We start from the raw sequence: 16,947 nt of genomic DNA, 5'->3' as shown, positions 1-16,947 counted from the left end.
GGCTATGGTAAAGATTCGAGAAGGTTTACCGCTGATTGATGGACAAACAACGCATGCTGATAGTGCGGCATTGGCAGCACAGTTAGTTGCCAGCCAGCGCTCTCATCAATCTGCTAATAGCTATGCTCAAGTGCCGCTTGATATCAAACAACAGCTGGCAACTCACAAACTCCATACTACTTTCGATCGCTCTGCCCGATACTCTTATCATAACCATGATCCGAAGCTAGAAAACGAATATTCAGAGCATATTCTTCTAGATAACGTTCAAATGCTCTCAGAAATATCCAATGTCGATGACTTGGCTCAAGCCAATATTGATGTACCTGCTTGGCTTGATAACGTTGCAAAACGTATTGGTCAAGACTCTGTACCTAATCTATCTACTGCTTGCGAGTTTATCCGCAGTCGCATGAACACTAGCGAATCTGAGCGTTCTGGTGCTTATGTTACTGGTATTGGTATGGCTGATATTCTAACCTATCTATATCAAGACGAAGATGCTTTAGTCGCGGCTATGCTCTATCGTAGCGCACGTAAGTCACTAGTCAGTTTGGTAGAAATCGAGCAAAACTTTGGTACTGATATCGCGACCTTAGTTAAAGATGCTTTGGCGATGGGAAAACTATCTGCCATTATAGAGAGCAACAAACGCTTGGAAGATCACTTCGTTAATAACCAGCGTGACCAGTTATCGAATATCTACAGTATGCTTATTTCAGTGACTAACGATGTGCGCGTCGTGCTTATTAAGCTTGCTGAACGTACCTTTGCCATGCGTGAGTTGTCATTTTCCAATCCGGAACGCCAGCAACGTGTAGCTCGTGAAGTAATGACCATTTATGCCCCGCTGGCCCACCGTTTAGGTATTGCTCAGCTAAAATGGGAGCTTGAAGACTTAGCTTTTCGCTACCTTGCTCCTGAGCGTTATAAAGAGATTGCCAAGCTATTATCCGAAAAACGTAGCGAACGTGAGGATTATATTCAGCGAGTACAGGACAAGCTCAACGAGGCTTTAGCAGAATCTGATATTACTGCTGATGTTTCAGGACGAGTCAAGCACATCTACTCCATTTACCGCAAAATGAAATTAAAGCGCTTATCTTTTGATCAGCTTTATGATATTCGAGCACTGCGAGTATTGGTTGAAAACCCATCAGATTGTTATCATGTTTTAGGATTGGTACACGGCTTGTGGCGTTATATCCCTGAGCAGTTCGATGACTATATTACTAACCCAAAACCGAATGGCTACCGCTCTTTACATACGGCTGTCATCGCTGAAAATAAATCACTCGAAGTACAAATTCGTACACAAGGCATGCACTTTGAAGCCGAGCTTGGCATGTGCGCACATGTCAATTATAAGGAAGGCCTAAAAAAGAAAAAAGATAGCTATTTAACTCAAAGAATCAGCTCCCTACGTCATTTACTATCTGTTAATAATGAGACACGCAATCAAACACGCTCAGGTCTAGAAACAGATGGTGACTTTAATGATCATGGTTTAAACGAATTTGAAGATGAAGAGCCAATCGTCGATTTCGATGAGCTTGAAAGAATCTATATTTTTAGCCGAGACGGCGACATCACTGAGCTACCAAAAGGCGCTACCGTGCTCGATTTTGCCTATTACGTTCACACACAAGTAGGCAATCGCGCCCAAGCTGCTCGGGTAAACCAGCGCTATGTGCCACTCACTTATCAGCTAAAAACTGGCGAGCAAGTTGAGATTATTACTAAAGCATCACGCGAGCCCAATCGTGATTGGCTAGTGGCTGCACTCGGTTATATCCATACCAATCGTGCACGCTCTAAATTACGCCAATGGTTCAATAAGCAAGACCGTGATAAAAATATTGAAATTGGCAAGCAAATGCTTAGTAAGGAGCTTGAGCGCCTGTCAGTACATCCTAATAGTATTGATTTGAATGACTACACCCAGTTCTTTCACGTCAACACCACTGACGATATTATCGTAGGCCTAGTCACAGGAGATATAGGCCTGCATCAACTGACCGGACATATTTCTCGTCAGCTGCATCTTGAGCCTGAAAAAGAAAAAGAAGAATATGCACCTAGTGTTGACCCAAAAGCTACAGGGAAGCTTGACGCGTATAAAATCTGTATTGATGGTCTTGATAATATTGAGATAAATCTGGCAGGTTGCTGTCATCCTGTGCACGGTGAGCCAATCTCTGGTTACATTACTTTATCTCGTGGCGTTAGCGTTCATAATCGCGGTTGCCCTGAATATATACGCTTGATCGAACGTGATCCTGAACGAGAAATAAGTGCCGCTTGGAAGTCTAAATCCGGTCGTTATCAACCCGTTGATATTCATATTGAAGCCTATGATAGACGTGGACTGTTACGTGATTTGACTCAAGTTATTGATAAAGAGAGTGTCAACATACGTAAGGTTGAGACTCTAAGCACTGATGACAATATCGCTTCTTTAAAGTTCCATATTGAAGTGTCAGGTTTAGCCCATTTATCCAAACTACTTGCCAAACTTGAGCAGCAACCGGGAATTCTGCACGCCCGTCGTTCTGTTGCCTAGTGGTAAATAATCAACAGTAGTCATGCAGGAGATATATGCATTAATCATGAATATATCTCCTGCATGACTGAACTTCTATTTTAAATAATATTGTTATATGCAGCTAATAACTTAACTTTTAATTAATGCTTTCCAAATTTTTATAGAAAATTACTATGCCTGAATTACCTGAAGTTGAAACCACTAAAACCAGTCTTGCGCCTCTATTGGAACAAAGACTAACCGCTGTAGAAGTGTTTCAGCCAAAATTGCGTTGGCTTATGCCTGCCGACTTAGACGCTCTGATTGATTACACTTTGCAAAACGTAGAGCGCCGCGCAAAATATCTAATCCTTACCTTTATACCGAACGCAGAGCTTGTAGAAAACAGTCAAACTATGACTGAGAGCAACTCTTTACGTCAACGTAAGCTGATAATACACTTAGGAATGTCAGGAAGTTTGCAACAACATCTCGTTGGTACTGATAAACGTAAGCATGATCATTTAGTAATCACTTTTGACAATGCTAACGGCATACAGTCGCAATTGCATTACCATGATCCCAGACGTTTTGGAGCTGTGTTATGGTATAAGGATTATAGTGCCAAGCTTTTAGATCATCTAGGTCCTGAGCCGTTATCAGCCGATTTCACTGCTGACTATTTATACCAGCTGATTCAACGTAGTAATGGTGATGAAACGACGGACAAGAAAACTAAGAAACGCCCTATCACCCGTGCTATCAAATCAGTAATTATGGAACAGCAAGTTGTCGTTGGCGTCGGAAATATCTATGCGACAGAAAGTCTATATTTGGCAGCCATACATCCTGCTACCCCAGCGCACAACGTATCTTACAATCAAATAGTAATTTTGGTTGATCATATTAAGATCATACTACAACGAGCCATTGAGCTTGGTGGTTCAACATTACGTGATTTCACAGTAGCAAGTGGTCAAACTGGCTACTTTCAGCAAACTTTAAACGTCTATGGTAAACAAGGCGAATCATGTCCGCATTGTGATACTGCGCTTGATAATATTAAAATTAATGGGCGCGCTAGTGTATTTTGTCCAAGTTGTCAGCGGGTTTAATAAACAAAGTCCTATCATAATATATAGGGCAAAAAACAGTGTAACGTGCTTTTATGTTGCTTATCGGCACGCATCTTGCTTTAATAAGTAAGCAATGCTGTTTTATGATTACTTTTAACCAGCAGTGCTCATTATTCATACCGCTTACACGTTTTAGGAAATCATGATGACTGTTAATGCCAATACCCAACGCATTGTTAAGAGTAAGCTTCTTACCGCTATTCTAAGCGTAAGCTTCATTGTAGCGTTCACACAGCCTGCCTCGGCCGCGATAGAGATAGATGAGGGCGACTTTGGCCCATCTTATGATACGATGATAGTCGATACAGTCGTTGGTAAGCCCTTACAGCTAGTCACCGCAGTCGCTGGTACCGCCGCTTATCTTGTGAGCCTGCCCTTCTCCCTTATCGGTGGTAATGCTGATCAAGCTCAGCAAAAACTATTCGTTGAACCTTGGGATGCTATGGCGCGCTGCTTAGGTTGTACGGTTGCTGAAGATAATTTTTATAAATCACAAAGTGTTAACGATAATGTCGTACGTATCGTTGTTGATCGTCCATCAGAGATTTTGATTAATACCAATGATTATGTGATCGTTAATCAACCTTAAAACCTAACTTCTCACTTTAAATATTTTAGCTCGGATTAAAGCAAAATAGAATAAAAACAAAACCAACAAAAAGGGCTAACTCATTGAGTTAGCCCTTTTTATTATTTAACTATTTTATCAATGAAGATTGATATTAAGCACCTTTCTTACGACCATAACGCTTACGCTCACTTTCAGTCAAATAACGCTTACGTAGACGAATCGCTTTTGGCGTGACTTCTACTAATTCATCATCTTGAATGAATTCAAGTGCTTGCTCAAGCGTAAACTTAACCGCTGGCGTTAGCGTTAGCGCTTCATCAGTACCACTGGCACGAACGTTGGTTAACTGCTTAGCAGTCGTTGGGTTAACGGCCATATCATCGTTACGTGAGTTAAGACCAACGATCATACCTTCGTAAACTTCAAGCTGTGGCTCAGCAAATAATTTACCGCGTTTTTGTAGGTTAAATAGAGCAAAACCTAAGCAAACACCCTTCGCCATAGAAACTAAGACGCCATTCGAGCGACCACCAACATCACCGATCTTTTGTGGACCGTAATGTGAGAAGCTTGACGTCATGATACCGGTACCTGAAGTCAAGGTTAAGAATTCAGAGCGGAAACCAATCAAACCACGTGCAGGCATAGTCGCTTCGATACGCATACGACCTTTACCATCAAGCTCCATATTGGTCATCTCGCCTTTACGCAAGCCGACCTGCTCCATGATAGAACCTTGATGCTCATCTTCGATATCGAAGACAACGTTTTCATACGGCTCTTGTAACTTACCATCAACTTCTTTAACGATAACTTCTGGGCCTGAAACACCCATCTCAAAACCTTCACGGCGCATGTTTTCGATAAGTACAGATAGATGAAGCTCACCTCGACCTGATACTTTGAATTTATCAGGAGACTCTGTATCTTCTACACGTAATGCTACGTTATGAATCAATTCACGCTCAAGACGCTCACGAATATTACGTGAGGTCACAAACTTGCCGTCACGACCAGCGAACGGTGAGTTATTCACTTGGAAGTTCATCGATACGGTTGGTTCGTCAACGGTCAATGCTGGCAATGCTTCAACGTGGTTAGGATCGCAAATAGTATCTGAAATATTAAGCGCATCAATACCTGTAATACAGATGATATCACCCGCTTGTGCATCTTCTACTTCGATACGATCCAAACCGTGGTAACCCATAATCTTTAGGATACGGCCGTTACGAGTGTTGCCATTCTTGTCGATTACAGTCACTTGCGTGTTGGTTTTAACTTTACCACGCTGGATACGGCCAATACCGATAACACCAACGAAGCTATTAAAATCAAGGCTTGAGATTTGCATGCGGAATGGCGCATCTGCATCAACCTGTGGTGGCTGTACAACATCAACGATAGTTTTAAATAACGGCGTCATGTCATCAGCTAAATTATCTGCTTCTAGACCTGCAATACCATTCAGCGCTGATGCATAAACAACTGGAAAATCTAATTGCTCATCAGTTGCACCTAAGTTGTCAAATAAATCAAAAATCTGATCCATTACCCAATCAGGACGTGCACCAGGACGATCAATTTTGTTGATAACAACAATTGGTTTCAAGCCTTGCTCAAACGCTTTTTGAGTCACGAAACGGGTTTGAGGCATTGGTCCATCAACAGCATCAACGACTAGAAGTACACAGTCAACCATTGACATTACACGCTCAACTTCACCACCGAAATCGGCGTGACCTGGAGTGTCAACAATGTTAATACGATATTCAGTATCGTCAGTGCTGTCTGTCCAACGAATGGCTGTATTTTTAGCCAAAATGGTAATACCACGTTCTTGCTCAATATCACCTGAATCCATTGCACGTTCAGCAATGTTTGCACGATCGCCAAAAGTGCCAGATTGATGTAATAATTTATCAACTAGCGTTGTTTTACCGTGATCAACGTGGGCAATAATTGCAATGTTACGCAGGTGTTTGATATCGTTCGCCATATAAAATGCTCGTTTTGTCTTAATAAAATGCAGTAGCAGTAAGCGCCGCTGGAGAAACTTTTATCATAAAGCAGATAGATATTTTTACTTTACTATCAAATGACTACGCAATAGGAGTAGTGGGATAAGAAATGCTGGCAAAGTAGAATTTCTATACTGATAAATCCATCGTACAGATAGCTATGCTAATGTACACTTTGTCAATCTACAAAGTGTTTGGGCGGCTAGTATAACATTATTACATTATAAATTTATGCAATAAGTTATTTATCTGAGTACTTAAACAAAAAAAAGCCACCTAATAGGCAGCTTTTTTTGTAACTTTATGATTTAGAACATAACTAACTGGTTATATATTATTGAATAACCATGTCTTTAGTTTGCTCAACAGTCATTGTTTTGTCACCAGTAATGATGGCATAAACACGACGGTTCATAGCACGACCTTCTTCAGTATCGTTTGGAGCGATTGGACGGTCATAACCGTAACCAACTGTTGATAGACGGTTTGGAGCAATACCAAATTCGTTAGTCAACATAGATTTCACAGCAACTGCACGGGCTTCAGATAGACGTTGGTTATAACGTGCTGAAGGACCAGTTTTAGAAGCATGACCTTCTACACGAGCGCTAGAGTTAGGATACTCACGCATCTTCTCTGCTACTTTAGAGATTTCAGTTTTGTACTGGTCTTTGATAGCTGATTTATCATTATCAAAGAATACACGTAGTTCCATTTTCAGCTCGTCAGTAATATCTACTGCTACTGGGCAACCGCGCTCATCGACTACTACGTTCATTGGAGTGCCTGGGCATTCATCGATGCTATCAGGTACGCCATCGCCGTCTGAATCAACGTCTTGCTCAACGATTACTACTGGTGGAACAGAAACTTCAGGCTCTACTTGTGGTGGTACTGCTACTGTTGGTGATAAGTGGCCACCAAGTACAACTTCTAGACCGGCCAAAGCCATGCCTTCCCACCAGTTGTTATCAAAGTTATGAATCGCACGAGCTTCACCACGTAGGCTTAAAGCGTCGTTGATGCGATACATAGCACCTAGACCTAGGTTACCGATAGTGTCTTTAGATGATGAAACTTCAGTACCAGCTTGGACAGTATCACCATCCGTATTGGTATAAGTTTCTTGGTTTTCAACTTCAATCTTAGATTGACCAGCACCAACTAGAACATATGGTTTGAACGCACTATCAGTATAACCAGTAAATTCTTCAGTACCAATCAAGAAGTTACCAGAAATCATAGTTTGTTCGATATCGAAACGGTTAACACCAGCATCTGCAGAATCTTCAGAAGCTTCACCGTTAGCACTTGATACGCCATACTCTACTTGAAACTGAGTAGAAGGAGTAAGCTCGATACCTAGAGCAGCACCAGTGTAAAGGCTGCTTTCTTTAGCTACGCCGCCATTGCCGTTACCACGAGTACCATCACCGATAACATCGCCGTTAGCATTTTCGTATAGGTTCTTACCTGTACGTAAGATTTCGCGTTGTTTCTCACTAGTATCACTGAACTCTTCAGTCATGTGATAACCAAGTAGTAATGGGCTAATAGTAACGCCAGCATTAGCTGCTAAAGGCGCAGCTGCTACGGCAACTAGAGCTAGAGCAATTTTATTCAATTTCATGGACTTCCTCCAAAGGATGATTTGAGTGATGCGTTAAGCAAAACCGCTTCCTAAGATGTAATAAAAGTAGACATCTTTTACGAATGCATAATTATACAACAAAACTAATTAGGAAGTAGCTTATCGACTATCAATTAAGTTTACAACTTTTTTCGTTAGGCAGCTACACATTATTACACGATAGTGTTGCAACTAAAACACAATAGCCTGCTTATTTTACTAAGAACTAACACACGTTGCAATTTTAGTCTTTTGAATGCTAATTCGCAATAGAAGTAACTCTGGTTGTATCTATTGTCTGTCATCAGTTTAATACAATTGTATTTTTTTCTCTATTACAAAAGATGTGTTTTCACTAATTGAAACATTTTTTGACAGTTGTACTATATTTTGTTTATATTAAAACAATGAACATTATTTGATTCAATAACCAAGATAACGATGTAAAAAATTTGTAAGTGTAGAGAAGTCAGTATGTTCTAAAAATCTGATGCTTTATATAAGGCAAAACAGAAGAACGAATATTTATTTAAAATTATAAGTCCAATCAAGTTAGCTCATACAATAAACCCATCATTATAGGTAATGACTATATATGACTAAGCGACGTAATACGCCATGCCCTACTCAGCAGATATCAAATCCTGACTTGTTTAACTTCATTGTCGTTGACCATTTAAAAGCTATCAAAAACCTTTCTAACCACTATAATCAAAAAGGATTTAATCTCATAGAACTCATAGTAACAATAGCAATTTTAGCCATCATCGCCACAATAGCAGCTCCAGCCATTTTAACCCAACTGGCAAGTATGGAAGCTAAACGTATTAAAAATCAATTAGAGACCACGCTTAAGATAGCAAAAGCTGAGAGCTTTATAAGAAGACAGAATTTGTTGGTTTGCCTATCTAATTCAGGAGGGCGTTGCCACCGAGATAGCTATAAAAAGCTTCTATTATTTGTAGACAATAATAATAATAAGCATTTTGATGTTCAGGTTGATGTGCTATTAAAAGAGGAATCTTTGAACCCTAAATACAGCACCCTAAGTTTGCGAGTAGGAAATAAGCGCCATTATACTAAGTTTTGGGGAGATAGCGGTAAACCACGTGGACATTTTGGTCATATAAAATACTGTCCAAGCTCAACTTATGGTCAAGCTATGTATCAGATCTCATTTAATCAAGGTGGTATCATTAGATACAAGCCTAATGATATACATCCTACTGACTGTTTATAAACACAACATCTATCATAACAATATTAGTCAGTCAGCTATCAGCCTAAACCCTATATAGAAAATCACTCATACATCGCAGTTTTCATCATAGTCACTGCTTGCGACAATCCTACAAATATTGCATCGGCAATCAATGCATGCCCAATGTTCAGCTCATAAATATCGTCAATTTGTGCAATCGCCTTAACATTGTCACGAGTTAGACCATGACCTGCATTAATTAGCAATTTATCATCTAAATTTTTTGTGACAATCACTGCTTGTTTAATACGTTGTAGCTCAACATTCTGCGCATCAAAATCTCCAGCCAAACCTACCTCGGCATAAGTACCGGTATGCAGCTCAATAGCATCAGCATGACAAGCAACTGCTGCAGCAATTTGAACCTCATCTGGATCGATAAATAAAGAGACCTTAATACCTGCTGCATGTAACTCATTGATGTATTTTTTCAGATGAGTGATTTGCCCTGCAACGTCCAACCCTCCCTCAGTAGTTAGCTCCGCACGCTTTTCAGGTACTAAGCAAACCCAAAATGGTTTAACTTCGCAAGCAATAGATAGCATTTCAGAAGTTGCTGCCATCTCCAGATTCAACCTAGTAGTCAATTGTCTCGCTATCTCATACACATCTGAGTCTTGGATATGACGACGATCTTCACGTAAATGTATAGTAATGCCATCTGCGCCTGCTTGCTCGCATAATAATACTGCCTCTAAAGGGCTAGGATAGTTGACACCACGCGCTTGACGTAAGGTTGCTACATGATCAACGTTGACACCTAATAGCGGTCTGTTTACTGAGTTTTGTGAAGAGGTGACCATAAGAAATCCTTTTAAAAACGAAATCTGATTGACGTATAGATGATAATGCTAAAATAGCGTCACATTTAATATTGATTTAAACAGCTATATGTTAACCAAATGACTGCTTTATTATTGGTAACGCTGCTGCTGTTGCCATAGTAAGCGACTTTGTAATGGCTGATAGTCAAGCAGATGATCAATCAGATGTCTATGTAGCCTTGACCAATTGCTTAGCGTCGCGTCAGTAATGCCCAGTTGTGCCATTTTTATAATATCAGCCCCACTGAAAACTGTTTGTAACGCATTAATTGTCGTTTTATCAGGTTGAAAAGTAGCAACAAAACCTACATCAGACAAAAACCGATAATCAGTATCAGGCTCAATAGGTGCTAGTATGTTGTCATGCGTTAACGTTAAAGAAAAGCCTATCTCTTCGAATAAATGAGATTCAAATTGGCGTAAGCATAATCTCAACGCATCCGCTGCTAACGGCTGCTTTAGCTGTAATAAGCTGTTTTGATAATGTTGCCATAATACTGGCATCGGATCTTCGCTAGGCAACAACTTCCACAATATCTCATTTAAATATAATGCGGCGTACTGTTGCTGACCGCTTATTTGTTGATAACGTGATGGCTTAGTAGCCGTAGCAGACTCTGTAGAGTCATCCTCTGCTGGCATCAAATTAATCTGACTAAAGGTTTTTAAATCACGCTTGCCCGTTGCAAACAGTTGTAACGGCTCAAAGAGAGGCGCACCCTTTTTACCAATACCGTGCACTACACCATGTTGCTCGGAAAACAAATAGTAAAGTGCACGTTTTTCTTGATAAGCTCGCTGATGTAATAAATAACCTATTAATGCTTCATTGCGCATTGTCTGTTACCTCAACATCATGTCCAGACTTGATGTTTAGTTTAATCAATAACCCAAGCTTGTTAATGCACGCTCATCATCAGACCAACCACGCTTGACTTTTACCCATAGAGTTAACATTACTTTTTTATCAAATAACTTTTCCATATCTTTACGGGCGTCCATACCAACTTGCTTGATACGCTGACCTTTTTCACCAATCACGATGGCTTTTTGGCCATTACGTTCTACATATATTGTTGCATCGATGAAAGTACATGCTTTACGTGGACGACCTGTTTTAGGATCCATATGAGCCGCTTCATCTTTGAACTCGTCAATCTGTACAGTTAAATCATAAGGCACTTCATCACCAGCGCTACGCATAATTTTTTCGCGGATAATCTCACTGGCTAAAAATCTCTCTGAGCGGTCAGTGATTTGTTCAGTGTCATAAATTGGCGTCGCCTTCGGTAGGTGCGAAGCAATAACTTCCTCAAGACGATCTAGGTTTTGGTTCTTTAGAGCTGAGACCGGTACGATGTCGGCAAAGTCAAAGCTGTCACTGAAAGTTTCAATCAGTGGCAGAATAGACCCTTTATCTTTTAACGTATCTGCTTTATTAATGACCAATACGACAGTTAAGTTAGTATCACCAAGCTTCTGTAAGGTCAATAAATCATCATCACGCCACTGGTCTGAGTCAACCACAAACAGTACCAAATCTACATCTACCAGCGCTGATACAGCAGCTTTATTCATACGCTCATTGATAGCACGTACTTCATTACGATGAATACCAGGCGTATCTACAAATACTGCCTGCATTTCATGAGTGCTCAAAATGCCATGAATGCGGTGACGAGTCGTTTGGGGCTTACGTGAGGTAATCGACAGCTTTTGTCCTAGTAAATGGTTCATTAAAGTCGACTTGCCAACGTTTGGACGACCAATGATCGCTACGTAGCCTGCTTTAAAGTCTTCAGCAACGCCATCATTATTACTTGGCGCAAAGAACCCATCAATCGCATCGTTATTTTCAAGATCAGTATCGCTATCAGATTCGTCAGCATCGTCATTATCTTGCTGCTGAGTAGCTGTTAACGATTCGCCTATTTTTCTACTTTCTTGTATGTTTTCTACTTGTTCTACAGTGGTAGCTTGGTTTGTATCAGTGTTCTCTGTCATATTATTGGCATTATCTTCGGGGGTAGATGGCAAGTCAGTATGATTGCTCATAGGGTAATCCTGTGGAGTTTTGATGATAGGCCTAGCAGTATATTTAATCTGTTAATAATACTTACTAGGCTAATTTCAATTTAGAAATAAAGAAATTTGAAGGTCTGTATTGTTTATTAAGTTGTTGATAACCATTAGGTTAGTCTTTAACAAGTATCTAATATTTAATCGAGTCAGGTGAACAAGTTATCAACGTTAGGAATTAAGTTATTAACGTTTTTTAAGCGCGCCAGGTAACTTGTGCAATTGATTGATCATTAGTTCAGCGGCTTTTTGCTCAGCAATCCGGCGACTCTCACCAGACTCAGTGATATCAGGGCAACTGCTAATATTCACCTGACAGCGTACAACAAATATCTGATAAGGCGCATTGCCACGGGTTTCGACCAACTCATAGTGTGGCAAATCAAACTGTTTGGATTGTAGCCATTCTTGCAGACGACTTTTGGCGTCTTTTAGTGCTTTTTGGTCATTAACGTTGTCGATTAAGTCACCATACCATGACAGCACACAATTACGAGTGATTTCCATATCTTGGCTGTCTAGATAAATAGCCCCAATCAACGATTCTACCGCATCAGCCAATATCGAAGCGCGATTACGTCCACCACCTTTACGTTCACCAATACCCAAGATCAGATGGTTGGATAGCTCTAAGTTCTGAGCGATAGTGACTAGGGACTCTTGGCGTACCAATGTGGCACGCATACGAGTCAAACGCCCTTCATTCTGACTAGGATAGCGATGATATAGTGCCTCGCCAACAATCATTCCAAGAAGTGCATCACCTAAAAACTCTAAGCGCTCATAGTTTTTTTTGCTATCGAACGAGCGATGCGTTAAGGCTAACTTTGGTAGATTTAAATCATTAAAGACGTAGCCTAATTTGCGTGTCAATACTTCCAGACGCTGAATAAAATCTGAGCTGATTGGCAAAGTCTCCATAGTTGCGCTATTTTTTTTGGCGGCAGGCAGCGCTTGGTACTGTTGTGGAGTTGATTTCATGCGTGGCTTTTGGCTATCCTTTAATGTTAGTAATTTAAACGTTTAAATAATTGATAGAATTATTTCACAAGAGTCGTCTGACCCTTATGAATTATTTTTAATTGGTAAAAATCTTATGAGAATGCCTACTCTACCGAGGCAGCATTTATTTCACCTTCAAAACGATTAACGATATCGACATTACCGAAAAAGTTACTGGTTTTATCATAGTCTTTATAAATGGCCAGTTGACCTGTCTTGTTATTGGTAAAAGTAAATACTTCTTCAGCGGTCGTATCATAATCAGCATTAATAGAGAGTTGACGGTTAACACGTTCAACGAACTGTTTTGCAGTCTCACCATTATTATTAGCTTCTTTTAACTGCGCACCTAACGTTTTGCTTAGTTGGTAATCACCAACTTGTGCAGGCATGATCGCAATAATCAATTTGCCAGCAATAACAATAATAATTAGCAGCAAGACAATACTAGTCACACTAGACCCACGCTGAGACGTCAAACTCGTTAACTGGTGCGCCATGAGGCCCCCTCTAATGATTTAATTTAATGTATTCTAACCAGTTGTTTCATCCGCCCTATCTATTTTTATATCTCATTTTTTTATTATCCGTTTGTGTACCTTCATATCCACTACGATTAATATGTCAAATATAGTATAAATTTTATTTTGATTAGGGTCAGTATGAATACTAGCATAATATCTAATAAACAAAACAGTTACTGATTAGAAACAATAATCAATCAATTGAACCATTACGAGAGAAAGTTGGAAGATTAAGTCCTGGTGGCTTATGCATCCAAATATAGACGGCTTTACCCGCTAAATTTTCATCGGGTACGAAGCCCCAAAAGCGTCCATCAGCACTACGATCTCGGTTATCACCCATGACGAAATACTCACCATCAGGCACAGTAACCTGCCACTCTGTCCCCGCTGAACTGACTACTTCTGGCGATTGCTGCTGTAAGAACGGTGCATATTGCGAACTATTCATATCTGAAAGATAGCGCACTAAATGCTTATTCTCACCTTGAGTTTCTTGAAAATATTGTGCTTGGTCTTCTTCTTGCTGCCCCATCTGTGTCGCTTCATTCTCAGTCAGTACCTGACCTGGCATCACTTGACCAGCTGGGTAAAGTTGCGCCGTTAGATCAGTGTTAGCATCGAAATTCACTGACTTAGTATCTACTGGCACATCATTAATCGCAATTTGTCCCTGATTATAGCTGACCGTATCTCCCGGTAGACCTATTACCCGCTTGATATAATAGATGCTAGGGTTTTCAGGATAGCGAAATACTATGACATCACCATGCTCTGGTGAGCCAGTATCTAGTACTTTATTATAGGTGAGCGGTAAGCGTACGCCATAAGCATATTTATTGACGGCAATAAAGTCACCAGTATATAGAGTTGGCACCATAGACGATGATGGAATATTAAAAGGTTCAATCAAAAATGAGCGCACAACCAGCACTACTGCCAATACAGGGAAAAAGTCATAGGCCCAGCGCACTAGCAAGCTCTCTTTACCGCGGCCACGTGTTTTACGCTGTTTTAGTGTTAACTTGTCTAGTAACCATATAAAACCTAAGGCTATAGTTAACGGCACCAAAATCAAATTGAAATCAAAATCCATGCTAATTTGCCTATTAAAGATCTGCTTCTATGACCATGTCAATTTGTCATGCCAGTCATGGTCATTTAGAGTTTTAAACAGTGACTTACATGCAGTGATTACTTACTAACTCAGCTATCAGATTATTTAATCTACCTGCAATACCGCTAAGAAGGCTTCTTGTGGAATCTCCACATTACCAACTTGCTTCATACGTTTTTTACCAGCTTTTTGCTTAGATAGCAGCTTTTTCTTACGCGAGACATCACCGCCATAACATTTGGCTAATACATCTTTACGCATGGCTTTAACCGTACTACGTCCAATTATTTGGCCGCCGATAGCGGCTTGAATGGCCACGTCAAACATCTGCCGTGGAATAAGCTCTTTCATCTTGGTAACCAGCGCATTACCGCGATAACGAGATTGTGTTTCGTGCACAATCATGGCTAAAGCATCAACTTTTTCACCGTTGATAAGTACGTCAACTTTAACCAATTTATCGACTTGATAACGTTCAAAGTTATAATCAAGTGACGCAAATCCGCGCGAGACTGACTTTAGGCGATCAAAGAAATCCATCACCACCTCACCCATCGGAATATCAAATATCAGCTGAACTTGTCTGCCCATAAAGCGCATATCAACCTGTACACCGCGGCGCTCAATACACAAAGTCATAACGTTACCGAGATAATCCTGCGGCACTAAAATCTGACAACGGGCAATCGGCTCACGGAACTCTTCGATATTATTCGGTTCAGGCAATCTTGATGGATTATCAACATAGATGATGCTGCCATCTTTTTTTACAATCTCATAGATAACTGACGGCGCAGTGGTGATAAGATCCAAGTCATACTCACGCTCTAGGCGCTCTTGGATAATCTCCATATGCAGCATACCTAAGAAGCCACAACGGAAACCAAAGCCCAACGCATCAGAAGTATCTGGCTCAAAAAATAGCGACGCATCATTAATTTGCAACTTCTGTAGTGCTTCACGAAACTTTTCAAAGTCAGTAGATTCAACAGGGAACATACCAGCATAGACTTGCGGCGTAATCTGTTTAAATCCAGGGATACGATCAACGTCAGGTGTCTTAGAATGCGTAATGGTATCACCGACTGGTGCACCAGCAATATCCTTGATACCAGCGATAATAAAGCCTACTTCACCAGCTTCTAAAATCCCTGTATCTAAAGGTTTAGGCGTAAACACGCCAATAGAGCTGACTGGATGAGCCTCTTTGGTCGATTTAATATAAATTTTATCGCCTTTTTTAACAGTACCTTGACGGACACGTACTAACGAGACAACGCCTAAATAGCTATCAAACCATGAATCAATAATTAATGCTTGTAATGGTGCTTCACGATCACCTGTTGGCGGTGGAATAAACTCAACCAACGCTTCAAGTAGTTTATCAACACCAAGACCAGATTTTGCTGATACTCGCGGCGCATCTACCGCGTCAATACCAATAATATCTTCAATCTCTTGGATAACGCGCTCAGGCTCAACTTGTGGTAAGTCAATCTTATTCAAGACTGCCATCACTTCCAAGCCTTGATCAACGGCAGTATAGCAGTTGGCAACAGACTGGGCTTCCACGCCCTGCGCCGCATCTACAACCAATAACGCACCTTCACAGGCAGCTAATGAACGCGAAACTTCGTATGAAAAATCAACGTGGCCGGGGGTATCAATAAAGTTAAGCTGATAGCGCTCACCATTTGGATGGTCATAAAATAAGGTGACCGATTGTGCTTTGATAGTAATCCCACGCTCGCGCTCAATATCCATGGAGTCGAGTACTTGCGCCTGCATTTCACGATCTTGCAAGGCACCGCACATCTGAATAAAGCGATCGGCAAGCGTCGACTTGCCGTGATCAATGTGGGCAATGATAGAAAAGTTACGAATATTGGCTAATGCAGTCACAAAGCGCCTACTAAATAAAAGGTGATTGGATAACCGCTACTGAACAAAAATACTTGAACAAACGGTACTTGAACAACAGTGGAAAAATAACGGTTATTAGATATTATTGCGATAATAATTTTGGAAATAAGATTTAAAAAATAAAAACTAGTGGTGTCAATTGTGGTAACTAAAGCGTATTTAAAAAGAGCTAAGTTAATAACATTTATTATTAAAGCCGCTGTTCATGACGCTTGATGATATACACAGACATGTGAGCGTATTCTAGCAGTTTTCCACTGTAAAGTAAGGCGATTTTATTGGTAAGGATTTGATTCGTAGCTAAAATTGACGACTGAATGGAGCTAATAGTTATA

13 protein-coding genes are annotated in these 16,947 nt (G+C 40.4%); 4 read left to right on the top strand and 9 right to left on the bottom strand.

Annotated elements, in window-relative coordinates; genetic code table 11:
- Positions 1 to 4 precede the first annotated feature (4 nt).
- From AK825_RS02170 to AK825_RS02160, 3 genes are all read left to right on the top strand, one after another.
- Positions 5 to 2,563 carry a bifunctional (p)ppGpp synthetase/guanosine-3',5'-bis(diphosphate) 3'-pyrophosphohydrolase gene (locus tag AK825_RS02170; protein WP_068034361.1) on the top strand — a complete coding sequence of 853 codons (2,559 nt, stop codon included), beginning with the start codon at positions 5 to 7 and terminating at the stop codon, positions 2,561 to 2,563.
- A 155-nt stretch (positions 2,564 to 2,718) separates the two neighbouring features.
- On the top strand, positions 2,719 to 3,639 hold the full coding sequence (mutM, locus tag AK825_RS02165; protein WP_068034359.1) for a bifunctional DNA-formamidopyrimidine glycosylase/DNA-(apurinic or apyrimidinic site) lyase: 921 nt from the start codon (positions 2,719 to 2,721) through the stop codon (positions 3,637 to 3,639).
- A 163-nt stretch (positions 3,640 to 3,802) separates the two neighbouring features.
- Positions 3,803 to 4,249 (top strand): hypothetical protein, encoded by a 447-nt coding sequence (locus AK825_RS02160; protein ID WP_228138900.1) that lies wholly within the window; start codon positions 3,803 to 3,805, stop codon positions 4,247 to 4,249.
- 133 nt (positions 4,250 to 4,382) lie between these two features.
- Here the strand turns inward: AK825_RS02160 and typA are convergent, their stop codons facing one another.
- Both typA and AK825_RS02150 read right to left on the bottom strand, forming a co-directional pair.
- Positions 4,383 to 6,230 (bottom strand): translational GTPase TypA, encoded by a 1,848-nt coding sequence (gene typA / locus AK825_RS02155; RefSeq protein ID WP_068034356.1) that lies wholly within the window; start codon positions 6,228 to 6,230, stop codon positions 4,383 to 4,385.
- Between the two features lie 356 nt (positions 6,231 to 6,586).
- A complete protein-coding gene (locus tag AK825_RS02150) occupies positions 6,587 to 7,882 on the bottom strand; it encodes an OmpA family protein (protein ID WP_068034355.1) in 1,296 nt (431 codons plus the stop codon).
- 649 nt (positions 7,883 to 8,531) lie between these two features.
- On the opposite strand from AK825_RS02150, the gene AK825_RS02145 reads away from it, so the two are divergent.
- Positions 8,532 to 9,122 carry a GspH/FimT family pseudopilin gene (locus AK825_RS02145; RefSeq protein ID WP_227514103.1) on the top strand — a complete coding sequence of 197 codons (591 nt, stop codon included), beginning with the start codon at positions 8,532 to 8,534 and terminating at the stop codon, positions 9,120 to 9,122.
- Positions 9,123 to 9,184: 62 nt separating this feature from the next.
- On the opposite strand, the gene AK825_RS02140 is transcribed toward AK825_RS02145, so the two are convergent.
- The 7 genes from AK825_RS02140 to lepA all read right to left on the bottom strand — a co-directional run bounded on the left by AK825_RS02140 (position 9,185) and on the right by lepA (position 16,591).
- A complete protein-coding gene (locus AK825_RS02140) occupies positions 9,185 to 9,946 on the bottom strand; it encodes a pyridoxine 5'-phosphate synthase (protein ID WP_068034353.1) in 762 nt (253 codons plus the stop codon).
- 111 nt (positions 9,947 to 10,057) lie between these two features.
- Positions 10,058 to 10,804 carry a DNA repair protein RecO C-terminal domain-containing protein gene (locus tag AK825_RS02135; protein ID WP_068034351.1) on the bottom strand — a complete coding sequence of 249 codons (747 nt, stop codon included), beginning with the start codon at positions 10,802 to 10,804 and terminating at the stop codon, positions 10,058 to 10,060.
- 45 nt (positions 10,805 to 10,849) lie between these two features.
- Complete coding sequence (gene era / locus AK825_RS02130; protein WP_227514102.1) at positions 10,850 to 12,022, bottom strand: GTPase Era; 1,173 nt, start codon at positions 12,020 to 12,022, stop codon at positions 10,850 to 10,852.
- Between the two features lie 210 nt (positions 12,023 to 12,232).
- A complete protein-coding gene (gene rnc, locus AK825_RS02125) occupies positions 12,233 to 13,027 on the bottom strand; it encodes a ribonuclease III (RefSeq protein ID WP_068034348.1) in 795 nt (264 codons plus the stop codon).
- 125 nt (positions 13,028 to 13,152) lie between these two features.
- On the bottom strand, positions 13,153 to 13,548 hold the full coding sequence (locus AK825_RS02120; protein WP_068034346.1) for a DUF4845 domain-containing protein: 396 nt from the start codon (positions 13,546 to 13,548) through the stop codon (positions 13,153 to 13,155).
- Positions 13,549 to 13,765: 217 nt separating this feature from the next.
- Positions 13,766 to 14,668, bottom strand: coding sequence for a signal peptidase I (gene lepB / locus AK825_RS02115; protein ID WP_068034343.1), 903 nt, complete (start codon positions 14,666 to 14,668; stop codon positions 13,766 to 13,768).
- Positions 14,669 to 14,794: 126 nt separating this feature from the next.
- Entirely contained in the window at positions 14,795 to 16,591 is a 1,797-nt protein-coding gene (gene lepA / locus AK825_RS02110; RefSeq protein WP_068034341.1) for a translation elongation factor 4, read from the bottom strand.
- Positions 16,592 to 16,947 lie beyond the last annotated feature (356 nt).

Origin of the sequence: Psychrobacter sp. P11G5 (assembly GCF_001593305.1) — a bacterium.
Taxonomy (GTDB): domain Bacteria; phylum Pseudomonadota; class Gammaproteobacteria; order Pseudomonadales; family Moraxellaceae; genus Psychrobacter.
Note: the sequence above shows the minus strand (reverse complement) of the source record. Positions and strands in the feature narration are given on the sequence as shown.

Excerpts from the sequence above, each read along its gene's own strand:
- era (WP_227514102.1), bottom strand. The coding sequence starts at position 12,022 with ATGAGCAATCATACTGACTTGCCATCTACCCCCGAAGATAATGCCAAT.
- typA (WP_068034356.1), bottom strand. The coding sequence starts at position 6,230 with ATGGCGAACGATATCAAACACCTGCGTAACATTGCAATTATTGCCCAC.
- AK825_RS02170 (WP_068034361.1), top strand. The coding sequence starts at position 5 with ATGGTAAAGATTCGAGAAGGTTTACCGCTGATTGATGGACAAACAACG.
- AK825_RS02120 (WP_068034346.1), bottom strand. The coding sequence starts at position 13,548 with ATGGCGCACCAGTTAACGAGTTTGACGTCTCAGCGTGGGTCTAGTGTG.
- mutM (WP_068034359.1), top strand. The coding sequence starts at position 2,719 with ATGCCTGAATTACCTGAAGTTGAAACCACTAAAACCAGTCTTGCGCCT.
- lepB (WP_068034343.1), bottom strand. The coding sequence starts at position 14,668 with ATGGATTTTGATTTCAATTTGATTTTGGTGCCGTTAACTATAGCCTTA.
- AK825_RS02140 (WP_068034353.1), bottom strand. The coding sequence starts at position 9,946 with ATGGTCACCTCTTCACAAAACTCAGTAAACAGACCGCTATTAGGTGTC.
- rnc (WP_068034348.1), bottom strand. The coding sequence starts at position 13,027 with ATGAAATCAACTCCACAACAGTACCAAGCGCTGCCTGCCGCCAAAAAA.
- AK825_RS02150 (WP_068034355.1), bottom strand. The coding sequence starts at position 7,882 with ATGAAATTGAATAAAATTGCTCTAGCTCTAGTTGCCGTAGCAGCTGCG.
- AK825_RS02160 (WP_228138900.1), top strand. The coding sequence starts at position 3,803 with ATGATGACTGTTAATGCCAATACCCAACGCATTGTTAAGAGTAAGCTT.
- AK825_RS02135 (WP_068034351.1), bottom strand. The coding sequence starts at position 10,804 with ATGCGCAATGAAGCATTAATAGGTTATTTATTACATCAGCGAGCTTAT.